The organism is Rhizobacter sp. (assembly GCF_035702065.1).
GTDB lineage: Bacteria > Pseudomonadota > Gammaproteobacteria > Burkholderiales > Burkholderiaceae_C > Rhizobacter.
In genome coordinates, this window is record NZ_DASSRA010000015.1 from 1 (window position 1) to 21,787 (window position 21,787).

A 21,787-nucleotide genomic window follows, 5' to 3' on the forward strand; every position below is an offset into this window, starting at 1 on the left:
GCCATCACCATGACGCTGACCGACCGCCACTTCGGCACCAGCTTCTTCAACCCCGCCGGCGGCGGCGACCCGGTGATGTACCAGCACATCTTCTGGTTCTTCGGCCACCCCGAGGTGTACATCATGATCCTGCCGGCCTTCGGCATCGTGAGCCACATCGTGCCGGCCTTCGCCCGCAAGCGCCTGTTCGGCTACACCTCGATGGTGTACGCCACCTCGTCGATCGCCATCCTGTCGTTCATCGTGTGGGCCCACCACATGTTCACGACCGGCATGCCGGTGACGGGGCAGCTGTTCTTCATGTACGCCACCATGCTGATCGCCATCCCGACCGGTGTGAAGGTGTTCAACTGGATCGCCACCATGTGGCGCGGCTCGATGACCTTCGAGACGCCCATGCTCTTCGCCGTCGGCTTCATCTTCGTGTTCACGATGGGCGGCTTCACCGGCTTGATTCTGTCGGTGGCCCCGATCGACATCCAGCTGCAGGACACCTACTACGTCGTGGCGCACTTCCACTATGTGTTGGTGGCCGGTTCGCTGTACGCCATGTTCGCCGGCTTCTACTACTGGGCGCCCAAGTGGACCGGCGTGATGTACTCCGAGACGCGCGGCAAGATCCACTTCTGGGGCTCGCTGATCGCCTTCAACGTCACCTTCTTCCCGATGCACTTCCTGGGTCTCGCTGGCATGCCCCGCCGCTACGCCGACTACCCGATGCAGTTCGCCGACTTCAACCTGATCGCCAGCGTCGGCGCCTTCTGGTTCGGCTTGATGCAGGTGTACTTCTTCTTCTTCGTCGTGCTGCCCTGCATGCGCGGCAAGGGTGAGAAGGCCCCGCAGAAGCCCTGGGAAGCCGCTGAAGGCCTGGAATGGGAAGTGCCCTCGCCGGCACCGTTCCACACCTTCGAGACGCCGCCCAAGCTGAACGCCTCGGCCACGAAGGTCATCGGCTGACCCCGGCGCCACGGTGCAATCGACCATGACGCCCGAGCAAAAGAAGAGCAACCGCCGGCTGGGTTTGATCCTGGCCTCGGTCGTGCTCATCTTCTTCGTCGGCTTTGTGGCCCGCGCCATCCTGTTCGGCCTCTGACATGGCACGCGACCGCGCCCTGCTGAGCGACAACCGCCGCATGGTGGGCAAGCTCGCCGTGGTCGTGCTGCTGATGTTCGGCTTCGGCTACGCGCTGGTGCCGATGTACAAGCACATCTGCGAGGCGCTGGGCATCAACGTGCTGTCTCTCAGCGAGCGTGCCGTGCCCGGCAACTCGAAGGCGACGCCAGCCAACACGCAGGTGGATCGCTCGCGCACCATCACCGTCGAGTTCGACGCCAACGCCCGCGGCCCCTGGGACTTCAAGCCCGCCAAGCGTTCGCTCGAAGTCCACCCGGGTGAGCTGACGACGGTGATGTACGAGTTCAAGAACATCCAGAACCGCACGATGTCGGCACAGGCAATCCCGAGCTACGCGCCCAAGCAGGCCACGCCGTATTTCAACAAGCTCGAGTGCTTCTGCTTCAACGAGTACACGCTCAAGCCCGAAGAATCCAAGCAGTGGCCGGTGGTTTTCGTGATCGACCCCAAGCTGCCCAAGGACGTGACCACCATCACGCTGTCGTACACCTTCTTCGAGGTGGGCGGCAAGGTGGCGGTGGCGCCGGCCAAGGAGCGCAGCCTGTGAAGACTGACGGCCTCAAGGATGCGGTGCAGCGCAAGGGCTCGTTCGGCCAGACCCTGCGTGCCGTGGCCTGGTCGTTCTTCGGCGTGCGCAAGTCGGCCGAGCACGAGAAAGATGTAGCCCAGCTGAACCCGGTGCACGTGATCATCGCGGCACTGATCGGCGTGGGTGTGTTCATTGCAGTCCTGGTGCTGCTGGTGCGCTGGGTGCTTTCGAGTGGCGTGGCCACCTGAGGCGGCTCTTTCAGTTTCAAGATCAGAAGATTCGTAGGAATTCCTAGGAGATATCAGCATGTCGGCAGCGACGCATTCGGGACAGACCCCTCACTACTTCGTTCCCGCCCCCTCGCGGCACCCTGTCATGGCCTCGATTGGCCTGTTCATGGTGATCTTCGGCGCGGGCCAGTGGGTCAACGGTCACAGCTGGGCCGCCTACATGGTGCTGTTCGGCCTGCTGTGGTGGGCTTTCGTGCTCAAGCAGTGGTTTGGTGACGCCATCCGCGAAAGCGAAGGCGGCCTGTACAGCGACCGCATCGACATCTCCTACCGCTGGAGCATGAGCTGGTTCATCTTCTCCGAGGTGATGTTCTTCGGTGCCTTCTTCGGGGCCTTGTACTGGGCACGCCTGCACTCCGTGCCCAGCCTGGGCAGCCTCGAGAACGCGGTGCTGTGGCCCGACTTCAAGGCCTTCTGGCCGAGCTCGGTGGCCGGTGCCACGGCCTCGCCGGCCGGCATTGTCGAGCCCTTCACGACCATGGGTCCGTGGCCGATCCCGACCATCAACACCGCCCTGCTGCTGACCTCGGGCGTCACGCTGACCATTGCCCACCACGCGCTGATCGCCGGCAAGCGTGCCAAGACCATCGCCTGGATGTGGATCACCGTGCTGCTGGGTGCCACCTTCCTGGGTTTCCAGGCCTACGAATACGTCCATGCCTACAGCGAGCTCAACCTGAAGCTCAACTCCGGCATCTACGGCTCGACCTTCTTCATGCTGACCGGCTTCCACGGCTTCCACGTGTGCGTTGGCGCGCTGATGCTGCTGTTCATCACCCTGCGCCTGCACAAGGGCCACTTCACGCCGCAGCGCCACTTCGGCTTCGAAGGCGCCGCCTGGTACTGGCACTTCGTGGACGTGGTGTGGCTCGGCCTGTACATCGTCGTGTACTGGCTCTGAGCAAGCCGCTCCGCCATGCAAAAGAGCGCCCGGTGGGCGCTCTTTTCTTTGGGACTTCAGTGAACTTCACTGCCCCATCGGAATCCCGGTGGGGCGGATCCACCCCATCCAGTAGCTCAAGAGAATGCACAGGAACAGCAGCACCGACAGGCCGACGCGCACGGCCAGCGCGCGCATCATGTTGCCAGTCTTGGGCTTGCCGTCGCGGCCATCACGCATCATGAACACGCCGGCCGAAGCCAGTGCCGCGAGGATCAGGATCAGGGCGACGCCGATGAGGTACTTCATGGCTGGGGATTATTCCACCCGACAGGTGCGGCATGAGCACATGGCGCGCTGACCCCCGCCGCCGCGCGGTGATCGTGCTGCTGGCCACGCTGTTGGGCATGGCGGTCACGGCGCGGCTCGGCGTGTGGCAGCTCAGCCGCGCCGCGCAGAAAGAGGCCTTGCAATCCGCGCTCGATGCGCGTGGCCACCTGCCCGAGCTGGGCATGGCGGCGCTGCCGGCCAATGAGGCTGCGGCCGAAGCAGAGCACTACCGCCCGGTGCGCATGCAAGGCGAATGGAAGCAGGGTGCCACGGTGTTCCTGGAGAACCGCCAGATGAACGGGCACCCCGGCTTCTTTGCGCTCACGCCGCTGATGCTGGGCCCGAACGATGCCGTGCTCGTGCAGCGCGGCTGGGCACCACGCGACATGCAGGACCGCACCCATGTGCCCGATGTACCCACGCCGCCCGGCCGGGTCGAGGTGCTGGGCCAGGTCGCTCCAGCACCCGGTCGTCTGTACGACTTTGCCGGCTCGGCCGCGTCCGGCGTGATCCGGCAGAATCTGGCCCTCACCGATTTCTCCCGCGAGCTCGGTGTGAGCCTGCGGCCCTGGACGGTGCTGCAAGCCGACGACCCCGGCACCGCAGGCGATGGCCTCTTGCGCCAGTGGCCGCACCCCGCGGCCGATGTCCACAAGCACTACGGCTACGCATTTCAATGGTTCGCCTTGTGCGCCCTCATGGCAGGTTTGTATGTCTGGTTCCAACTCCTCCGCCCCCGACGCCAACGCAGCGCCTGACCGCGCGGCCGCCGGCCTCAGCTTCACCGTGCACACGATGCCATCGGCTGCGCTCGACGAGCGCCGCACCCAGCATGGCCGCCTCAAGATGCTGCTGGTGCTGCTGATCTGTGCGGCGCCGGTGATCGCGTCCTACTTCACCTACTTTGTCATCCGCCCCCAGGGTCGCACCAACTACAGCGAGCTGATCCAGCCGCAGCAGCCACTGCCGGCGGATCTGCCGTTGACTGACTTGAAGGGTCAGGCGGTGCCCGCCGACAAGCTCAAGGGCCAGTGGCTGCTGGTGGTGGTGGCAGGTGGCACCTGCAACGAAGCCTGCGAGAAGAGCCTGTGGTTGCAGCGCCAACTGCAGGAGTCCCTCGGCCGCGAGAAGGAACGGCTCGACAAGGTCTGGCTGATCGACGATGGCGTCACCGTGCGGCCGGAGACCGTGCAGGCCGTGACCGCCGGTACGCCCGTGACCGTGCTGCGCGTGCCATCCACCGCCCTGGCTTCGTGGCTGCAGCCCGCCGCGGGCCGCGCACTCGAAGATCACATGTACATCGTCGACCCCCTGGGCCACTGGATGATGCGTGTGCCGCCCCAGCCCGATGCCGCCAAGCTCAAGCGCGACCTCGAGAAGCTGCTGCGGGCTTCGGCCTCCTGGGACCAACCGGGGCGCTGAGACGTGGTGGATTCCTACGACTTCAGCCCCCTGCTGGTACTGGCGCTGCTGAGCCTGGCGCTCGGGGCCGTGCCGCTGGCGTGGATCATGTTCCGCCACCGGAATGCTGCCCCCGGTGTGAGGCTGCGCGCGCTCACCGTGCTCACGCTCTTTCTCACCTTCGACCTGGTCGTCTTCGGTGCCTTCACGCGCCTCACCGACTCGGGCCTGGGTTGCCCCGATTGGCCGGGTTGCTACGGCAACGCGAGCCCGCTGGGCGCACACGCCGACATCCAGACCGCCCAGACCGCCATGCCCACCGGCCCGGTCACGCACGGCAAGGCGTGGGTGGAGATGGTGCACCGCTACCTCGCCACCGTCGTAGGCGTGCTGATCATTGCGTTGACCGTCGCTAGCTGGCGGGCCGCGAAGCTTGGCCGCGCGGTGCTCTCGCCCTGGTGGGCCAGCGCGACGCTGGTGTGGGTGTGCCTGCAGGGTGCCTTCGGGGCGCTCACCGTCACGATGAAGCTGTACCCCGCCATCGTCACCGCACACCTGCTGGGTGGGCTGACCTTGCTGGTGCTGTTGGCTGTGCAGAGCCAGGCCCACGTGCGTGCGCCGCTGGCGCTGACGCGCAAGCTGCACCGCGCGGTGTGGCTCGTGTTCGCGCTGAGCGTGATCCAGATCACCCTGGGTGGCTGGGTCAGCACCAACTACGCCGTGCTGGCCTGCAGCGACTTCCCCACCTGCCAGGGCCAGTGGTGGCCGGCCATGGACTTCGAGCATGGGTTTGCCGTGCTGCGTGAACTCGGCGCGGGCAAGGACGGCGACTACCTGCCCTTTGCGGCCTTGACGGCCATCCACTTCACCCACCGCGTCGGTGCCCTGATCGTTCTGAGCGCGATGGCGTGGTTGGCCTGGTGCCTGTGGGAGAGCCGGGAGCCGGCCTTGCGCCGCTGGGCGCTTGCGCTGGCCGGGGTGGCCGCCTGGCAGCTCGCCACCGGCCTCAGCAACGTCGTCCTGGGCTGGCCCTTGGTGGCTGCCCTTGCCCACACGGCGGGCGCGGCGGCCTTGATCACCTTGCTCGCCGTGATGCTGGCCCGCGCCCGTCAGGCACGGGTGGCCTCGTAAAATCACAGATTCGCTTGCCCTCATGTCAGAAACCCTCAGCTCCTCCGCACCTGCTGCCGCGCGCCCGTCGCCGGTGCGCCAGTTCTATGCGCTCACCAAGCCGCGCGTGGTGCAACTCATCGTGTTCTGTGCCGTCATCGGTATGCTGCTCGCCGTGCCGGGTGTGCCCGACTGGCGCCTGGTGCTGCCGGCCACGGCTGGCATCTGGCTGGTCGCCGCCGCGGCAGCCGCGTTCAACTGCCTGGTCGAGCAGCACATCGACGCCAAGATGGCGCGCACCGCCTGGCGCCCCACCGCCAAGGGCGAGCTGACCAACACCCAGACGCTGCTGTTCTCGACCGTGCTGTGCGCCATCGGCAGCGCGCTGCTGTACTGGCTGGTCAATCCGCTGACCATGTGGCTCACCTTCGCCACCTTCGTCGGCTATGCCGTCATCTACACGGTGGTGCTCAAGCCCATGACACCGCAGAACATCGTGATCGGCGGCGCCTCGGGCGCCATGCCGCCGGTGCTCGGCTGGGCGGCGATGCGCGGCGAGGTCGGCCCCGAGGCGCTGATGCTGTGCCTGATCATCTTTCTGTGGACGCCGCCACACTTCTGGGCCCTGGCGCTCTACCGCGTCGAGGACTACCGCCGCGCAGGCCTGCCGATGCTGCCGGTGACGCATGGCAACGAGTTCACCCGCCTGCAGGTGCTGCTCTACACCTTCGTGCTGTTCGCGGCCACGCTGCTGCCCTTCGTCTTCGGCATGAGCGGGCCGATCTACCTCGTCTCGGCCGTCCTGCTGGGCGCCGGCTTCATTGGCTATGCCTGGAAGCTGTGGCGCCAGTATTCCGACGCGCTGGCCCGCTCGACCTTCCGCTTTTCCATCCTGCACCTCTCGCTGCTCTTTGCGGCGCTGCTGGTCGACCACTACCTATGGCCTCTGCTGTGATCCATTCCCGCCGACGCTGGCTCCTGGGCGCGGTTGCGTTGATCGCCGGTTGCGACAAGCTGGGCAGCATGAGCGCGCAAGCCGGCTTCAAGGCCGTCGACATCACCGGCGCCGACTACGGCAGCAAGCTCTCGTTGCCCGACCAGAACGGGCAAGTGCGCACGCTGGTCGACTTCAAGGGCAAGCTGACGGTGGTTTTCTTCGGCTACACGCAGTGCCCAGACGTCTGCCCCACCACCATGGCCGAGCTGGCCGCGGTGAAGAAGGCGCTGGGCAAGGACGGCGAACGTGTGCAGGGCGTGTTCATCACCATCGACCCCGAGCGCGACACGCCGGAACTGCTCAAGGCCTACATGGCTGGCTTCGACCCGAGCTTCATCGCGTTGCGCGGCACGCTCGAGCAGACGGCCGCGATCGCCAAGGACTTCAAGGTCTTCTACGCCAAGGTGCCGGGCAAGAGCGATGGCAGCTACACCATGGACCACACGGCGGGCTCGTACATCTTCGACGCCAACGGAAAGCTGCGGCTCTTCACGCGCTATGGCAGTGGCGCCGAGGCGTTGGCCGCCGACTTGAAAGCGCTGCTCGCAGCAGGATGAAAAAACGGCCCCGAAGGGCCGTTTTGCTTTGCAGCGTGGGTGGTCGCTCAGGCCGCGTCTTCGGCCAGCGCCTTGCGCATCTTCTTCATGGCCGCCACCTCGATTTGGCGGATGCGCTCGGCGCTCACGCCGTACTCGCTCGCCAGTTCGTGCAGCGTCATGCCACCCGAGCTGTCGTCGTTGACCTTCAGCCAGCGTTCCTCGACGATGCGGCGGCTGCGCGGGTCCAGCGCGTCCAGCGCCAGGGCGATGCCGTCACCGGCCAGCCAGTCGCGGCGGTGCGCCTCGATCACGCGCGTGGGCTCGGTGCTGTCGTCGGCCAGATAGGCAATGGGGGCGTAGCTTTCTTCGCCGTCGTCAGTTTGCGGCTCCAGGGCCACGTCGCCGCCCGACATGCGGGTTTCCATTTCCAGCACCTCTTCGCGCTTGACGTTGAGCGTGCGGGCCACGGTGTCGACTTCGCCTTGCGTGAGGGTGGTGCGGTGGGTGTTCTCGTCCACCGAGTCTTCCTTCAGGCTTTGCTTCATCGAGCGCAGGTTGAAGAACAGCTTGCGCTGGGCCTTGGTCGTAGCCACTTTCACCATGCGCCAGTTGCGCAGGATGTACTCGTGGATCTCGGCCTTGATCCAGTGCATGGCGTAGCTCACCAGGCGCACGCCCTGATCGGGGTCGAAGCGCTTCACCGCCTTCATCAGGCCGACGTTGCCTTCCTGGATCAGGTCGCCGTGCGGCAGGCCATAGCCCAGGTACTGGCGGGAGATCGACACCACCAGGCGCAGGTGCGAGAGCACCATCTTCCCGGCAGATTCCACGTCGCCGTGCTCGCGCAGGCGCTTCGCGTACGACACCTCTTCCTCCTGGGTGAGCAGGGGAATGCGGTTGACGGCCGAAATGTAAGCGTCCAGGTTGCCCAGCGAGGGCACCAGGGCAAACGGGTCACGGACGGTCAAACCAGAAGCAGATGACATGTTCATGGTGACATCAGACATCTCTGATCTCCTTTTGTTCCAGTCATATTAGCACTCGGCAACGGAGAGTGCTGATTGCTGAAATGGAGGTTCTGAATGTGAGTGAATACACTCAATTTTGTTGAGTGATTCAGCCAAATCGAGTTTCTGCGTCGTCCAACAAGGCATCGACGACCGAAAGGAGTTGCGCCACGCTGACCGGCTTGGTGAGGTACTGGTAGGCGCCTGCTTTCATGGCGGCGTCGATCTGGGCGGCCAGGGCATCGGCCGAGACAACGACGACGGGGATGTCGGCCGTGCTGGCGTCGGCCTTCAGGTGACGCAGTAGCTCCAGGCCGTCGATGTCGGGCAGGTGCATGTCGAGCAGCACCAGGTCGGGCCGGCGGGCGCGGATGGCCGCCAGGCCGTCCAGGCCGGTAATGGAGACGTCCAGCCGCACCTGCGGCCGGCGCGAGAGGATGCCTCGCATCACCTCCACGTTGGTCTCGTTGTCTTCGACGTAATGGACGCTGCGCTGGTGGTAATCACTTGACGTCGACTTGGCGTCTTCCAGGGCGGCCGAACCGGTGTCGGTGCTTTCGGCCCTGGGCAGGCTCAGGATGAACGAGGAGCCTTCTCCGGCGGTACTGCGCGCCCGCAAGGCGCCGCCCATCAGCTCGGCCAGGCGCTGGCTGATCACCAGGCCGATGCCGGTGCCTTCGAGCGCCGAGCGCTCGCGCCCGAGGCGGTTGAAGGGCTGGAAGAGTTGCGACAGCTGCAGCGGTGTCATGCCCAGGCCCGTGTCGGTGACGCTCAGCTCGACGCTGTCGCGGTGGCTGGCGCGCGCGGCGATGTGGATGCGCCCGCCGTCGCTGTTGTACTTGACGGCGTTACTCAGCAGGTTGATGAGGATCTGCTTCACGCGCGTGCTGTCACCGATCACACGCGCGGCGTCGTCGGGGATGCTCTGGCTGACGATGATGCCGCGCCGGTTCGCGTCCTGCTCGACCAGCGGCAACGCGGCCGCGATGACCTCGCGCAGGTCGAGCTTGTCGGTTTGCAGGTTCAGCGTGCCGGACTCGATGCGCGAGAGGTCGAGCACGTCGTTGATCATGTCCAGCAGGTGCCAGCCGGCGCTCTGGATCTGTGCCACCCAGGGGCGTTGCACGGCCGGCAGCGGGTGGCTCTGGTCCAGCTCCAGCAGCTGCGCAAAGCCCAGCATGGCGTTGAGCGGGGTACGCAGCTCGTGGCTCATGCGCGAGAGGAACTCGCTCTTGGCCAGGTTGGCGGCTTCGGCGATCTCGCGTGCGCGCTCGGCTTCGGCCAGCCGCAGGTGCTCGGTGATGTCTTCCACCACGCCGACGATGCGGTGCGGCATGCCTTGCACGTCGGGCAGCATGGTCACGATGGACTGAACCCACACCATGCGGTTGTCGCGGGTGAGATAGCGGCCCTGGCGGCGGTAGATCGGGATCTCGCCGCGCACCAGTTGCGCCGAGAGTTCGAGGTCCTGGCCGCGGTCGTCCGGGTGGGTGAGGGCTGCCACGTTCATCTGCATCAGCTCCTCGGCCCGGTAGCCGGTGAGGGCGCAGAAGCGCGGGTTCACCTGTTTCACGTTGCCGTGCAGGTCGGTGTAGACCACGCCGATCGGCACGTTGTTGAGGATGTTGCGGAAGCGCTGTTCGCTTTCGCGCAGGTCGGCTTCGGTGCGCTCGCGCTCGGCGATCTCGCGTTGCAGGGCGGCGGTGCGGTCTTTCACCGCCGCCTCGATGCGGCGTGTGCGCCCCGTCACCGTGAGCAGCAGGGCGCCGAGCATGGCCGTGGCCAGCAGGCCGACCAGCGAGAACAGCAGCGCGTTGCGCTCACGCGCGTCAGGCACCTCGGTGCGTGACGCCATCACCCGCAGGTCCCATTGACGGCCGGCAAACGACAGCGGCCGCACATGCAGCAGGTCGCTGGACTTGGTTTCGCAGCCGGGGGCACCGGCCAGCCGCCGGCGCGTGGCCAGCGGGTCGGTGTCGACGATGCACAGGTTGAGGTAATGCGGCAGGCTGCTCTGGAAGCTCTTCAACGCCGCGTCCATGCGCAGGGTCACGAAGACCACGCCGCGCGCGGCGGCCTCGCGTTCACTCGCCGTGGACGGGTTGCCGCGGTACAGCGCGTGGTAGATCACCACCGCCACGTTGTCTCCCGTCTGCTGGGTGGCGCGGAAGCCTGCCGTGGCCACCGCCCCGTCGGTGCGTACCGCTGCGTCGATGGCTGCTCGTGCTTCGGCCACGGAACGCGCGTTCACCCCGAGCGCACCGGCGTTCGGCTGCATGGGCTCGATGTAGCGCAGAACCGCCAGCATGTCGTCGGCCTGCGGCTTGAATGCGGAATCGAGGCGGTCGAAGATGCGGAACCCGGGGAGGTCCGTCGCACGGACCCTGGCCTCGTAGGCCGGCGCCTGTTGGCGCGGCACGAACTCGGTCCAACCCATGGCCTGCAGGTGATCGCTGGTCGCCAACCAGGCCTTGGTGGCGCGCCGCATCTCGTCTCGCGTGACGTCATCGGATGCCAGGTAGGCACCGCGCAGCGCTTCGAGTGCGTGCAGCGGGTAGTCGAGCTGCGCCGCCAGGTTGGACGAGGCGTGCACCGCGTCGCGCTCGAAGGCGGCCACCACGCGCGCCTCTTCCCACTGGCCGACCTGCTTGATGCCGAACGCCATCAGCACCGTGGCGATACCCAGCGACAGGCCCACCGTCACCCGCCGTGACACCCACTCGCTGCGCGGCCAGCCGATCAGCGTGAGCAGCACCGGGCCGGCGATCAGCACCCCCAGCGTGTCACCCGAGACCCACACCCACCAGGTGAACCACAGCGTGTCGGTCGACTGCCCGGCAAAGATGTACAGGGCGGCCGTTCCGATGGTGCCGCTGATCAGGCAGGCGGCCAGGCCACCCAGACCGAAGAAGACGGCAATGTCGCGCGGCTCGCTGAGGGTGAGTGGCTGGCTGCTGAAGCGCCGCACCATGGCTGCGCCGACGGCAGCTTGCAATGTCGCGCCGACTGCGATGGCGGCTGGCAGCAGCACCGCACCGTTGAGATTGGGTGCGCCGCGGTCGATGGCGAGCAGCGCGTTGACGGTGAAGGAGCCGAGTGCCACGCCCGGCAGCATGCGCCAGCCGAAGCTCAGCACGCAGGCCAGCGCGATGCCGGCTGAAGGGTAGAGCGGCGCCGCGTACCCCGGTGGGATGGCGAGCCACAACGCAGCCCAGCCGACCAGCACGTAGGCAATGGCCGTGCCGGCCAGCGCGAGCGTCCAGTGAGGCGTTTGACGGAAGGTCGCGGCAGGCGTCATCAGGCGTGGGGCGGCATCAAGGGTCTTGCTGAACCCGTTGCCAACCGGGCGGTTGCGAGCCTACCACCGGGGGCGCGGCGCGTCATGCCGCTCGCTGCAGCCTGTGTGCCGAGCGGTCAGACGTTGAACAGGAAGTTCAGCACGTCACCGTCTTTGACCACGTACTCCTTGCCTTCGGCACGCATCTTGCCGTGATCCTTGGCACCTTGTTCGCCCTTGAAGGCGATGAAGTCGTCGAAGGCGATGGTCTGCGCGCGGATGAAGCCGCGCTCGAAGTCGGTGTGGATCACGCCGGCCGCCTGCGGGGCGGTGTCGCCGATGTGGATGGTCCAGGCGCGCACTTCCTTCACGCCGGCGGTGAAGTAGGTCTGCAGGCCCAGCAGCTTGAAGGCTGCACGGATCAGGCGATTCAGGCCCGGTTCGCTCTGGCCCATCTCCTGCAGGAACATCAGGCGGTCTTCGTCGCCCATGTCGGCCAGCTCGGCCTCGGTCTTGGCGCAGATGGCCACCACCGGCGCCTTCTGGCTCTCGGCATAGGCGCGCAGCTTGTCGAGGAAGGGGTTGTTCTCGAAGCCGTGCTCGTCGACGTTGCCGACGAACATGGCCGGCTTGGCGGTGATCAGGCACAGCGGCTTGAGCACGACCTGCTCCTCTTTGCTGAAGTCGATGCTGCGCACCGGCTTGGCTTCGTTGAGCGCGGCCTGGCACTTCTGCAGCACGCTCACCAGCTTGGCGGCCTCTTTGTCGTTGCCCGACTTGGCGGCCTTGATCGAGCGCTGCAGCGTCTTCTCGACGGTGGCCAGGTCGGCCAGGCACAGCTCGGTCTGGATGACCTCGATGTCGGCGATGGGGTCGACCTTGCCGGCCACGTGGATCACGTTGTCGTCTTCGAAGCAGCGCACCACGTTGACGATGGCGTCCGTCTCGCGGATGTGGGCCAGGAACTGGTTGCCCAGGCCTTCGCCCTTGGAGGCGCCGGCCACCAGGCCCGCGATGTCGACGAACTCCACGATGGCCGGCACGATGCGCTCCGGCTTGACGATCTCGGACAGCGCCTGCAGGCGCGGGTCGGGCAGCTCCACCACGCCCACATTGGGCTCGATGGTGCAGAAGGGGTAGTTCTCCGCCGCGATGCCGGCTTTCGTGAGGGCGTTGAAGAGGGTGGACTTGCCGACGTTGGGCAGGCCCACGATGCCGCATTTGAGGCTCATGGTGGGTGGGGCGAAGTGGGGGTCCGCAGGGTGGCGGACGGGGTGGCAATTCTAGTTGGCCGCGTCGGTGGCCGCGGCGTTCAGGTCCAGGGCGTGCTGCACGGTCTCCAGCAGGCGCACGCGGCCCACCGGCTTGACCAGCACGTCGTCCATGCCGGCCGCCAGGCAGGCGGCGCGGTCTTCGGCGTAGGCGTTGGCGGTGAAGCCGATCACCGGCAGGTGGCGGGCGGCCTCGCCCGCCTCGCCGGCACGCAGGCGGCGGGTGGCCTCCAGGCCGTCCATGTCGGGCATGCGCCAGTCCATCAGTACCAGGTCGAAGCCGCCGCGGGTGAGCTGGTTCAGCGCCTCCACGCCGGTGCTGGCGGTAAGCACGGTGACACCGGCGCTTTCCAGCATCTGCGAGGCGATCATGGTGTTGACCGCGTCGTCGTCGACCAGCAGCACGCGCACGCTGCTCAGGCCCCCGCCCAGGGGCGTCAGCGCCGAGTTGCTTGCAGGTGGCGCGGCCGCCGCACTGGCGCGCAGCGGCAGGCGCAGGGTCACGCGCGTGCCCACGCCCGGCTCGCTTTGCAGCGTGAGCTTGCCGTGCATCAGGGTCACCAGTTGGCGTGTGATGGCCAGCCCGAGCCCCGTGCCGGCGTGGCGCCGCGTCGCGCCGCCGTCGGCCTGGTGGAAGGCGTCGAACACCAGCGCCTGGTGGGCGTGCTCGATGCCGATGCCGGTGTCTTCGACGTAGATCTGCAGCTCCTGGACAGCCGGCTCGTAGCGCAGCGCCAGGCTCACATGGCCGCGGTCAGTGAACTTGATGGCGTTGCCCACCAGGTTGATCAGCACCTGCTTGAGGCGGAACTCGTCGCCGCGCAGCCAGGCCGGTACCGATTCGTCGACCGCCAGCCGGCACTGCAGCCCCTTGGCTTCGGCCGGTGCCTGCACGGCCTCCATGGTGCCGGTGAGGCAGTTGCGCAGCTCAAAGGGCTGGTCGAGCAGCTCCAGGCGGCCGGCCTCGATGCGCGAGAGGTCGAGCACGTCGTTGATGAGATGCAGCAGATGTGTGCCGCCGCGGCGCACGGCCTCGACCAGCTCACGCCGGTTGGGCTCGTTGAGCGTGGGGTCGCGCAGCAGGTCGGCTGCACCCAGCACGCCGTGCAGGGGCGTACGCAGCTCATGGCTCATCACGGCCAGGAAGCGCGACTTGGCCTGCGAAGCCTGCTCGGCGTGGTCGCGTGCCTGCTCCAGGTCGCGCATGCGGCGGGTGACCAGGTCGTCCACCGTCATGGGCTGGCTGTGCGGGTCTTCGAGCAGGCTGTCGATGCCCGGTGCCAGCACCGACAGCTTGCGCAACTGGAGCGCGATGCCAAAGAGCGCCGCCACCATGACGGCCTGGGTGAAGGCACCGTTGAGGTACAGCGGCCAGAGCGTGGACTCCCAGTCGGGTGGTCGGGTGTCGCCCAGCTGCACGGCAAGCACCGGCAACGTGGTCAGTACGACCAGAGCCAGGCTCAGCGAGAGGGCGCGCCACAGTGGCCAGGTGGCGAAGATGAGCACGTGCGCGCCGATCAGCCAGTGCACCATCGAGGCCGCGCTGTAGGTGGAGACCGCCGGTGCGAGCAGCAGCATGTAGCCCATGCTGCCCACGAAGTACGCGGCCAGTCCCAGCGAGCCCAGCCCCTGCGCCAGCACCAGCAGCCGCTTGTGGCGCACGGCCAAGGCGAGCAGGCCCGCGAACCAGGCCAGCAGCAGTGGGTAGGCCCAACGGTCGGAGGGGGTGATCTGGCCGAGCGCTGCCTCCGTCCACCAGATCAGGGCGACAGCACCTGCGGCCAGCGCGAACAGCCACAGAGTCGTTCCGCGAGCGACCAGCGTGATGCCCGGGGGCCTGGGTCGTGCAGGTCGCGGCGGCGACGTCGGCTGGGATTCGAGAGTGGACATGGCGGACCATTCGCTCCGTGTGAATCGCGACCTATTATCCGGGGCAGACCACGGCATTGGCAGATCACCATGAACTTGCTCAGACTCACGCCCCACACCAAAGACCTGGGAGGCGGTTTCACCGTGCGCCGCCTGCTGCCCTCGGCGCAGGCCCAAGCGGTGGGCCCGTTCCTCTTCTTCGACCACTTCGGCCCCATCACCGCCCAGCCCAGCGACAACCACGACGTGCGGCCGCACCCGCACATCGGCCTGGCGACGGTGACCTACCTGTTCGAGGGCGCGATGATGCACCGCGACAGCACCGGCGTGGTCCAGCGCATCGAGCCGGGTGCCATCAATTGGATGACGGCCGGCCGCGGCATCGTGCATTCGGAACGCACGCCCGACGACCTGCGTGGCGTGACGCGCCGCAGCCACGGCCTGCAGCTGTGGGCCGCGCTGCCGGCCGAGCATGAGGAAGATGCGCCGAGCTTCTCGCACACGCCGGCAGCGGCCATCCCGGCCGGCTCGGTGGACGGGGTGGCGGTGCGCGTGCTGATCGGCAGCGCCTTCGACCTGGTGTCGCCGGTGCCGACCTTGTCGCCCACGCTGTATGTGGACATGGCCTTGCCGGCGGGTGCGGCGCTGAATGTGCCCGCAGCGGCGCAGGAGCGTGCGCTCTACAGCATCGACGAAGGCTTCAGCCTCGACGGCGAGGCCGTGCCGGCCGGCGTGATGGTCGTGCTGGCCGAAGGCACGACGCCGCGCGTCGAGGCCGGGCAGGGCGCCCGCGTGATGATGATCGGCGGGGCCCCACTCGGCCACCGCTTCATGTGGTGGAACTTCGTCTCGAGCCGCAAGGAGCGCATCCTGCAGGCCGGCGACGACTGGGCCGCTCAGCGCTTCGAGCGCGTGCCCGGCGAGACCGAGTTCATTCCGCTGCCGGAGAAGCGGCTGTCCTGACCTTGCGCAGGATGAGCACGTTGCCCATCACCGCGAGCAGCACGCCCACCGCGGCCAGCGCGTCGGGCCGGTAGTTCTCGAACACCGCCGAGACCACCAGCGCGAGGATGGGCGTCATCACGCCAATGGTGCCGGCCGGCCCGGCCCCAACGCGTTCGAGCAGCGTGAGGTAGCAGGCGAACGAGACCACCGAGCCGGCGAAGGCCAGGTAAAGCAGCGCCACCCACCACGAAGCGAGCGACGGCAAGGCGACCGGTTGGCCGGCCAGCAGCAGGGCGATGAACACCGCTGCGCTGCCGTAGAGCATGCCGTAGCCGAGGCTCATCCACATCGTCAGGCCACGCTCGCCGTTGCGGCTGGCCGCCAGGCTGCCCACGGTGGACAGCAGCACCGAGCCCACGGTGAAGACGGCGCCGAGCCCGGTGGAGCCGCCAGCCTGCGTCTTGCCGAACTCGGGCCAGAAGATGAGCGTGACCCCGAGCAGGCAGAGCACGCTGCCCGTCAGGAAGCGGCGCGTGAGCGGGCTGCCGAAGAGCCACGCCGCGCCGAGGCCGGCCGCCAGCGGCGAGGCCGAATAGCCCACCGCGACCACGCCCGAGGGCAGGTGCTTCTCGGCGTGGTACACGCAGATGTACGACACGCCATAGAGAAAGAGTCCCTGCAGCGCGAACCACGCATGCGCCCGCCAGCCGAAGCGCAGGCTGTCGCCGCGCAGCGCCCGCCAGCCCAGCACCGCAAGCCCGGCCAGGCCGAAGCGCATGGCCACGCCGAACTCGGGCGAGGTGACGCCGATCTGGTAGGTGATGGCGTACCAGGTCGTGCTCCACACAAGCACGCAGATGGTGAAGAGGCCCCAGGCGGGCAGGCGCAGCATCGGGTGCGCGCTCAGTCGAACTTGTAGTTCGCGCTGCCGGTCATGCCCACGCGCAGGCCGCAGTCGATGCCTTCCACGATCACCGCGTTCATGCCGAAGGTGATGGCGCCGTCGACGCGCGGGTCGGCGCGGTAGGTGCTGAGCGTGTCACCAGGCTCGTGCCCAGGCTCGCCGGTGAGCGGGTCGATGTTGGGGATGGGGCAGCGCGGGCAAGGCTTCACGAGCTTCAGGCGCACCGGGCCTTCGGGTGTGTCGAAGCGGATCTCGTCGAGGTGGTCTTCGCCATGCGCATCCAGGCCCGAGAGCACGAGGTTGGGGCGGAAGCGCGCCATCGTCACCGGCTGCTTGAGCTTGCCGTTCAACCCGGCCAGCGAGGCTTCGGAGGTCACGAGCACCGGATAGCCGTCGCTGAAGGCGTTCTCGGCGGCGATGTCGCCGGTCCACTTCTTGTTGGAGAGGCGCTTCTGCTCCGGGTCGAAGCGCACGAGCCGAAGCCTCTGACCGAGAAAGTCGCTGAACCACTGCGCCGCCAAATCGCCCATGTCGTAGGCGGCCACCTCGTCGTTCCACACCTTCACGCGCACCGGGCCTTCCACCGCGTCGAGCGCCAGGTGCAGGGCCAGCATGCCGGGCGCGCGCAGCACCACCTCGGTGTACTTGAGCGTGGGCTGAATGAGCGCCATGCGCGGCAGCTCGCGCTGGGTGACGAAGCCGCCGTCGGCGTCGACCACCATCCAGGCGCGGTCGAACTCCAGGCCGGTTTCGATGAGCAGCGCTTCGTTCACGCTCACGCCGGCGCAGCTCTTCACGGGATAGAGGTTCAGCCCGGTCAGCTGCACGCTCACTTCATCGTCATGGCTACTCACTTGAACAACCCCTTGATCTGGTCTGTCAGCTTGTGTCTTGAATCGGGTTGCGACGCGGCCGGGGCCGCGCTGCTGCCGGCGGCGCTGGCCGCGCTGGCGGACTTGGCCGGGCCGCGAAGGCCCAGCTTCTCCATCAGCTTGTCGCGCACCTGCGTGCCCACGTCGGTCTTGAGCGTCTGCGTCACCACCGAGGTCCATTCGACACGCCAATCCATCGCCTCGAACGGGCCGCTCAGGTGCACGGGGATGGTCAGGCCTTTCAGCGTGAGCAGGTCGGTGCCGTCCGCGCCCTTGAGCGACGAGGTGATGGTGGCGCGCACGGTGTAGTCGATGCGGCCCTTGCCGATGTCGAGCGAGCCGTCGCCTCCCAGGCGCAGCAGCGGGTTCTTCACGTCGAGGTCGTTGTTGCGCGCCACGCCGTCGGCGATGGCGAAGCTGGCCGAGAGCTCGGTGAAGGCGGTCTTCTCGGAGCTGTCGGCCTTGTGCCGCTCGTCGCTCGGCTTGCCGCTCAGCACCGACTTGGCCGGGCGCAGCACCTTGGCCAGGTCGATGCCCTTGATCGCGCCGTCTTTCAGCTGCAGGCCGGCGCGGCCCTTCAGGCGCGACTTCATCTCGTTGACGCTGGCGCCCGCGGTCTCCACGTCCAGCGCGAGCTGGCCGCTGCCTTCGAGCAGGTCCTTGCCGGCCACGTCTTTCAGCAGCGCGTTCACGTTGATGCCGCTGGCACGGCCGGTGAGGGCCACGCGGCTGGCACGCGCATCGGCGAAGGCCGTGGCGTCGAAACCGCCATTCCAGGCCTTGCCGGCGAGCTGGGTGATGCGCAGCATGCCGCCCTCCAGCGTGGCGGCCGCCACGGCGTCGCTCACGCGGTACTGGCGGTAGCTGAACTGGCCGATGCGCAGGTCCAGCCGGCCTTGCAGCTCGCGCAGGGCCGAGAGATCGACCGGTATGTCGGCCTTGGCCTCGGCGGGCGCGGGCGGCGCGGAGGCCGCTTCCGTGGCGGTGGGCAGCAGGCTGTTGAGGTCGAGCACCTCGAACTGCGCCTTGGCGTTCAGCGTGGGTGGCGTGGTGGCGAGGATCGCCTGGCCGTCGCTGTGGAAGGGGTTGTTGTTGATCTGGCCCTTGAGCGCCCAATGCGCCGAGGTGGACGACGCATCGGCCTTGCCCTGGATGGCCATGGCCAGCGGCTGCAGCGCCGGCCCCTGGAAGCGCAGGCGGGTGTCGATGTCGTTCAGCGCCAGCATGCCCTGCTCGGGGTGCAGCAGCAGAGTGGCCTGGAGTGTGCCGCTGAGCTGGCGCGGCCCGCTGCGGCCGCTGAGCGTGGTCTCCAGGCTGGGCACCACGATGCGCTCGAAGCTGCCGCTCGGAGCCGCAGTCTTGAAGCTCGCATCGACCGCCGTGTCGCCTTGCAGCCGGACCTTGCCGCTGAGCGCGCTGCCGGTCAGCGAGTTGCTCTTCACCGACAGCTCCGGCCAGTCGAGGCTCAGGTTCAGGGGCTGGCCGCCGGTGGTGCCGCCGAGCTGGACGCGCAGCTTGGAAAGCTGCAGCTCCTTGCCGTCCGGGTTGTAGGCGAAGCGTTCCACCGCGAGCGTCGAATCGGCCAGCTTCAGGCTGCCCAGGCTCGCGGTGCCGGACAGCTCCACCGCGTCGGCGCGCAGTGTGCCCAAGGTGCCGTCGAAGGCCAGCCCGCCGCGCAGGCTCACCGTGGCGGCCTGCACACCGGGGGCACGGCCCTTCCAGCCGAGCTGCATGTCGCGCAGGCGCACGCCCTTGGCGGCGAAGTCGGGGGTGAGCAGGGTGCTGCCGGTCAGTTCGCCCTGCAGCGCGGGCTGGGTGAGGGCGATCTGCGCATCGAGCCCGACCGGGGATTCGATCTGGTCGGCCAGCCGCCCGGTGTTGAGCGACTTGAGCGTGAGCACGCCGGCCAGCTTGGCGCGTTCGTCGCGCAGCGTGACCCGCAGATCGTCGAGCTTGACGCTGTTCACGTCGAGGCGCAGCGCGGGGCCGCTGCCGGCCGGCGCGCTCGCGGGCTCGGGCGCAGTGGGCGCGGCGGGCTCGCTGGCGAGCAGGTCGTCGATGTTGGCCACGCCCTTCTCGTTGCGCACGAAGTTCATGCGCAGCCCGCGTGCACTCACCCGGTCGACCACCACCTGCTTGCGCAGCAGCGGCAGCACCGAGACCGAGAGCGCGGCGTCGTCCAGCGACAGGAACTCGTCGGCGCGGCCCTTCTCGCTCAGCGTGATGCCCGAGACCTCGACCGCCAGGCGTGGGAACACCGCCAGCTTGACCGGCCCGCCGATCACCAGCGTGCGGTCGCGGTGGGTCTTCATCCAGTCGACGGCCAGGCCCTTGTAGGCATTGGCATCGAAGGTGGCGATCAGGTAGCCCAGCACGGCACCAGTCAACAGCACGAGCACGCCGATGCCGATCAGCAGCTTGCGCATCCAGGGAAATTTCATGCAGTCGCGAGGCCCCTCGTGAGGGCCGGGGAGAAGAAATGAGGAGAGGGGAATCCACCGATTCTGCCCTGGGGCTGCCGCCACACTGCCGTCTCTACAATGAAACGCTATGAAACGCTTCGATGTTTGCGTGCGTGGCGCCGGGATCGTGGGGCAAAGCCTCGCGCTGTCGCTGGCGCGCCAGGGCTTGCAGGTGGCGCTGGTGGCTGATGCGGCTGCGCCATCCCGCGCCGACGTGCGGGCCTATGCACTCAACGCCGCCTCGGTCGAGCTGCTGCGCAGCCTCAAGGTGTGGGATGCCTTGCCGCCGCATGCCGCCACCGCGGTGTACGACATGCACATCGAAGGCGACAGCCCCGCCGGCGTGCTGGAGTTCTCGGCCTGGCAGCAGAAGTTCAGCGAGCTGGCCTGCATCACCGATGCGGCCGTGCTGGAGCAGGCGCTGGCCTCGGCGGTGCGCTTTGCGCCGCACGTCACGCTGAGCACCGGCCCGGTCGAGGCCACGCTCACCGCCCTGTGCGAAGGCAAGGCCTCGTCGGCACGCGAAGCGCTCGGCGTGGCCTGGGAGCAGCAACCTTATGACCACCGCGCCATTGCCGCGCGCCTGATCACGGCGCAGCCCCATGCCAACACGGCGCGCCAGTGGTTCCGCCAGCCTGACGTGCTGGCCTTGCTGCCCTTCGATTCGCCGCAGCCCGGGCACTCGTACGCGCTGGTGTGGTCACTGCCCGAAGCGCGCGCGCAGGAGTTGCTTGCGCTCGACGCCCCGGCCTTCGAGCAGGCCTTGAACGAAGCCACCGGCGGTGCCTGCGGCGAGCTGCACCTGGCCGGCGAACGTGCCAGCTGGCCGCTCATGCTGGCGCGCGCCAAGGCGTGGTGTGGCCCCGGCTGGGTGCTGTTGGGCGATGCCGCGCACGTGGTGCACCCGCTCGCCGGGCAGGGTCTCAACCTCGGCCTGGCCGACGTGGCGGCGCTCACCCACGTTCTCTCTCAACGCGAAGCCTGGCGATCGCTGGGCGATGCGCGCCTGTTGCGCCGCTACGAGCGGCAGCGCATGGCGCCCACCCTCGCCATGGGCCATCTCACCGATGGCCTGTTGCGACTCTTTTCACACGAGCAGCCGGCCATGCGGGAACTTCGCAACCGCGGCATGACTCTCGTCAACCACCTCTCCCCCCTCAAGCGCTGGCTCACTTCACGCGCTCTGGGTTCTTGAAAGTCCCCCATGTTTCCGATGCTGTCGACATTCACCTCCCGTTCGCTGCTCGCACTGGCTGCCGGCCTGGTGCTGGCCCCCGCTGCCTTCGCCGACGAAGCGCAGATCCGCAAGGCCATCACCGAGCGCTTCCCCGAGTGGCCCAAGATCGACGAGGTGAGCAAGACCCCGCTGCCGGGCATCTACGAGCTGCGCCTGGGCACGCAGATCTTCTACGTCGACGAGACCGGCAACTACCTGATCGACGGCCACCTGGTCGACTCGCGCACCCGCGCCAACCTGACCGAGGCGCGCATCAACAAGCTCTCGGCCATCGACTTCGCGCAGCTCCCGCTGAAAGACGCCTTCATGTGGAAGAACGGCACCGGCGCGCGCAAGATCGCCGTCTTCGCCGACCCGAACTGCGGCTACTGCAAGAAGTTCGAAGCCGATCTGCAGAAGATCAAGAACATCACCGTCTACACCTTCCTGCTGCCGGTGCTGGGCGGCGACTCGCCGCAGAAGTCCGAGAACATCTGGTGCGCCAAGGACCCGGCCAAGACCTGGCTGTCGTGGATGCTCGACGGCAAGACGCCCGTCAAGTACATGGGCTCGTGCGCCACGCCGATGGAGCGCAACCTGGCGTTCGCTCAGAAGTACCGCATCAACGGCACGCCGGCCATCATCTTTGCCGACGGCACCCGCGTGCCGGGCGCGATGAATGCCGAGCAGATCGAGAAGCAGCTGGTGGCCAGCGCCGCGGCCAAGCCGGCTTCGGGCAACAACTGATTCGCC

General features: G+C 67.6%; 21 protein-coding genes. 13 read left to right on the plus strand and 8 right to left on the minus strand.

Annotated features, from left to right (window positions below):
- From VFL64_RS00610 to VFL64_RS00630, 5 genes are all read left to right on the plus strand, one after another.
- Positions 1 to 957 (plus strand): cbb3-type cytochrome c oxidase subunit I (locus tag VFL64_RS00610; RefSeq protein WP_489538440.1); only part of this gene is annotated, 957 nt, incomplete at its 5' end.
- 25 nt (positions 958 to 982) lie between these two features.
- Positions 983 to 1,093: a cytochrome oxidase small assembly protein gene (locus VFL64_RS00615; protein ID WP_489538441.1), complete on the plus strand. Its 111-nt coding sequence runs from the start codon at positions 983 to 985 to the stop codon at positions 1,091 to 1,093.
- A 1-nt stretch (position 1,094) separates the two neighbouring features.
- Complete coding sequence (locus VFL64_RS00620) at positions 1,095 to 1,682, plus strand: cytochrome c oxidase assembly protein (RefSeq protein WP_489538442.1); 588 nt, start codon at positions 1,095 to 1,097, stop codon at positions 1,680 to 1,682.
- Positions 1,679 to 1,912, plus strand: coding sequence for a DUF2970 domain-containing protein (locus VFL64_RS00625; protein ID WP_489538443.1), 234 nt, complete (start codon positions 1,679 to 1,681; stop codon positions 1,910 to 1,912). The genes VFL64_RS00620 and VFL64_RS00625 overlap by 4 nt, the downstream gene beginning before the upstream one ends.
- Positions 1,913 to 1,970: 58 nt before the next feature.
- On the plus strand, positions 1,971 to 2,855 hold the full coding sequence (locus VFL64_RS00630; RefSeq protein WP_489538444.1) for a cytochrome c oxidase subunit 3: 885 nt from the start codon (positions 1,971 to 1,973) through the stop codon (positions 2,853 to 2,855).
- A gap of 66 nt (positions 2,856 to 2,921) precedes the next feature.
- On the opposite strand, the gene VFL64_RS00635 is transcribed toward VFL64_RS00630, so the two are convergent.
- A complete protein-coding gene (locus VFL64_RS00635) occupies positions 2,922 to 3,143 on the minus strand; it encodes a twin transmembrane helix small protein (protein WP_489538445.1) in 222 nt (73 codons plus the stop codon).
- Positions 3,144 to 3,175: 32 nt separating this feature from the next.
- Here VFL64_RS00635 and VFL64_RS00640 point away from each other — a divergent pair, with 32 nt between their 5' ends.
- The 5 genes from VFL64_RS00640 (at position 3,176) to VFL64_RS00660 (ending at position 7,229) form a co-directional block, all read left to right on the plus strand.
- Positions 3,176 to 3,922 (plus strand): SURF1 family protein, encoded by a 747-nt coding sequence (locus VFL64_RS00640; RefSeq protein WP_489538446.1) that lies wholly within the window; start codon positions 3,176 to 3,178, stop codon positions 3,920 to 3,922.
- Positions 3,876 to 4,586, plus strand: coding sequence for an SCO family protein (locus VFL64_RS00645; RefSeq protein ID WP_489538447.1), 711 nt, complete (start codon positions 3,876 to 3,878; stop codon positions 4,584 to 4,586). The genes VFL64_RS00640 and VFL64_RS00645 overlap by 47 nt, the downstream gene beginning before the upstream one ends.
- Before the next feature lie 6 nt (positions 4,587 to 4,592).
- Positions 4,593 to 5,696, plus strand: a complete 1,104-nt coding sequence (locus VFL64_RS00650) for a COX15/CtaA family protein (RefSeq protein ID WP_489538448.1) — start codon at positions 4,593 to 4,595, stop codon at positions 5,694 to 5,696.
- A gap of 22 nt (positions 5,697 to 5,718) precedes the next feature.
- Positions 5,719 to 6,630, plus strand: coding sequence for a heme o synthase (cyoE, locus tag VFL64_RS00655; protein ID WP_489538449.1), 912 nt, complete (start codon positions 5,719 to 5,721; stop codon positions 6,628 to 6,630).
- Positions 6,631 to 6,698: 68 nt separating this feature from the next.
- Positions 6,699 to 7,229, plus strand: coding sequence for an SCO family protein (locus VFL64_RS00660; RefSeq protein WP_489538450.1), 531 nt, complete (start codon positions 6,699 to 6,701; stop codon positions 7,227 to 7,229).
- A gap of 47 nt (positions 7,230 to 7,276) precedes the next feature.
- Here VFL64_RS00660 and rpoH read toward each other — a convergent pair whose 3' ends face one another.
- The 4 genes from rpoH to VFL64_RS00680 form a co-directional block, all read right to left on the minus strand.
- Positions 7,277 to 8,218 (minus strand): RNA polymerase sigma factor RpoH, encoded by a 942-nt coding sequence (gene rpoH, locus VFL64_RS00665; protein ID WP_489538451.1) that lies wholly within the window; start codon positions 8,216 to 8,218, stop codon positions 7,277 to 7,279.
- Between the two features lie 109 nt (positions 8,219 to 8,327).
- The gene (locus VFL64_RS00670; protein WP_489538452.1) at positions 8,328 to 11,516 is read right to left on the minus strand and encodes a CHASE domain-containing protein; all 3,189 of its coding nucleotides are present in this window, start codon (positions 11,514 to 11,516) and stop codon (positions 8,328 to 8,330) included.
- A 116-nt stretch (positions 11,517 to 11,632) separates the two neighbouring features.
- Positions 11,633 to 12,727, minus strand: a complete 1,095-nt coding sequence (ychF, locus tag VFL64_RS00675) for a redox-regulated ATPase YchF (RefSeq protein ID WP_489538453.1) — start codon at positions 12,725 to 12,727, stop codon at positions 11,633 to 11,635.
- 51 nt (positions 12,728 to 12,778) lie between these two features.
- Positions 12,779 to 14,656, minus strand: a complete 1,878-nt coding sequence (locus VFL64_RS00680; RefSeq protein WP_489538454.1) for an ATP-binding protein — start codon at positions 14,654 to 14,656, stop codon at positions 12,779 to 12,781.
- Between the two features lie 69 nt (positions 14,657 to 14,725).
- Between VFL64_RS00680 and VFL64_RS00685 the strand changes: the two genes are divergently transcribed.
- Positions 14,726 to 15,598 carry a pirin family protein gene (locus VFL64_RS00685; RefSeq protein ID WP_489538455.1) on the plus strand — a complete coding sequence of 291 codons (873 nt, stop codon included), beginning with the start codon at positions 14,726 to 14,728 and terminating at the stop codon, positions 15,596 to 15,598.
- Here the strand turns inward: VFL64_RS00685 and VFL64_RS00690 are convergent.
- Genes VFL64_RS00690 through VFL64_RS00700 form a run of 3 tightly spaced genes read right to left on the minus strand, consistent with a single transcriptional unit; the run spans position 15,567 to position 19,797 of the window.
- On the minus strand, positions 15,567 to 16,472 hold the full coding sequence (locus tag VFL64_RS00690; protein ID WP_489538456.1) for a DMT family transporter: 906 nt from the start codon (positions 16,470 to 16,472) through the stop codon (positions 15,567 to 15,569). The two genes, VFL64_RS00685 and VFL64_RS00690, sit on opposite strands and share 32 nt — an antisense overlap.
- 11 nt (positions 16,473 to 16,483) lie before the next feature.
- Positions 16,484 to 17,338: an MOSC domain-containing protein gene (locus VFL64_RS00695; RefSeq protein ID WP_489538457.1), complete on the minus strand. Its 855-nt coding sequence runs from the start codon at positions 17,336 to 17,338 to the stop codon at positions 16,484 to 16,486.
- Positions 17,335 to 19,797 (minus strand): AsmA family protein, encoded by a 2,463-nt coding sequence (locus tag VFL64_RS00700; protein ID WP_489538458.1) that lies wholly within the window; start codon positions 19,795 to 19,797, stop codon positions 17,335 to 17,337. The genes VFL64_RS00695 and VFL64_RS00700 overlap by 4 nt, the downstream gene beginning before the upstream one ends.
- 109 nt (positions 19,798 to 19,906) lie before the next feature.
- Between VFL64_RS00700 and VFL64_RS00705 the strand changes: the two genes are divergently transcribed.
- Entirely contained in the window at positions 19,907 to 21,013 is a 1,107-nt protein-coding gene (locus tag VFL64_RS00705; protein WP_489538459.1) for an FAD-dependent monooxygenase, read from the plus strand.
- Positions 21,014 to 21,022: 9 nt separating this feature from the next.
- The gene (locus tag VFL64_RS00710) at positions 21,023 to 21,781 is read left to right on the plus strand and encodes a DsbC family protein (RefSeq protein ID WP_489538460.1); all 759 of its coding nucleotides are present in this window, start codon (positions 21,023 to 21,025) and stop codon (positions 21,779 to 21,781) included.
- The last annotated feature ends 6 nt before the right edge of the window (positions 21,782 to 21,787 follow it).

Excerpts from the sequence above, each read along its gene's own strand:
- VFL64_RS00615 (WP_489538441.1), top strand. The coding sequence starts at position 983 with ATGACGCCCGAGCAAAAGAAGAGCAACCGCCGGCTGGGTTTGATCCTG.
- VFL64_RS00620 (WP_489538442.1), top strand. The coding sequence starts at position 1,095 with ATGGCACGCGACCGCGCCCTGCTGAGCGACAACCGCCGCATGGTGGGC.
- VFL64_RS00630 (WP_489538444.1), top strand. The coding sequence starts at position 1,971 with ATGTCGGCAGCGACGCATTCGGGACAGACCCCTCACTACTTCGTTCCC.
- VFL64_RS00635 (WP_489538445.1), bottom strand. The coding sequence starts at position 3,143 with ATGAAGTACCTCATCGGCGTCGCCCTGATCCTGATCCTCGCGGCACTG.
- VFL64_RS00640 (WP_489538446.1), top strand. The coding sequence starts at position 3,176 with ATGAGCACATGGCGCGCTGACCCCCGCCGCCGCGCGGTGATCGTGCTG.
- VFL64_RS00645 (WP_489538447.1), top strand. The coding sequence starts at position 3,876 with ATGTCTGGTTCCAACTCCTCCGCCCCCGACGCCAACGCAGCGCCTGAC.
- cyoE (WP_489538449.1), top strand. The coding sequence starts at position 5,719 with ATGTCAGAAACCCTCAGCTCCTCCGCACCTGCTGCCGCGCGCCCGTCG.
- VFL64_RS00660 (WP_489538450.1), top strand. The coding sequence starts at position 6,699 with ATGAGCGCGCAAGCCGGCTTCAAGGCCGTCGACATCACCGGCGCCGAC.
- rpoH (WP_489538451.1), bottom strand. The coding sequence starts at position 8,218 with ATGTCTGATGTCACCATGAACATGTCATCTGCTTCTGGTTTGACCGTC.
- VFL64_RS00670 (WP_489538452.1), bottom strand. The coding sequence starts at position 11,516 with ATGACGCCTGCCGCGACCTTCCGTCAAACGCCTCACTGGACGCTCGCG.
- ychF (WP_489538453.1), bottom strand. The coding sequence starts at position 12,727 with ATGAGCCTCAAATGCGGCATCGTGGGCCTGCCCAACGTCGGCAAGTCC.
- VFL64_RS00680 (WP_489538454.1), bottom strand. The coding sequence starts at position 14,656 with ATGTCCACTCTCGAATCCCAGCCGACGTCGCCGCCGCGACCTGCACGA.
- VFL64_RS00685 (WP_489538455.1), top strand. The coding sequence starts at position 14,726 with ATGAACTTGCTCAGACTCACGCCCCACACCAAAGACCTGGGAGGCGGT.
- VFL64_RS00690 (WP_489538456.1), bottom strand. The coding sequence starts at position 16,472 with ATGCTGCGCCTGCCCGCCTGGGGCCTCTTCACCATCTGCGTGCTTGTG.
- VFL64_RS00700 (WP_489538458.1), bottom strand. The coding sequence starts at position 19,797 with ATGAAATTTCCCTGGATGCGCAAGCTGCTGATCGGCATCGGCGTGCTC.
- VFL64_RS00705 (WP_489538459.1), top strand. The coding sequence starts at position 19,907 with ATGAAACGCTTCGATGTTTGCGTGCGTGGCGCCGGGATCGTGGGGCAA.
- VFL64_RS00710 (WP_489538460.1), top strand. The coding sequence starts at position 21,023 with ATGTTTCCGATGCTGTCGACATTCACCTCCCGTTCGCTGCTCGCACTG.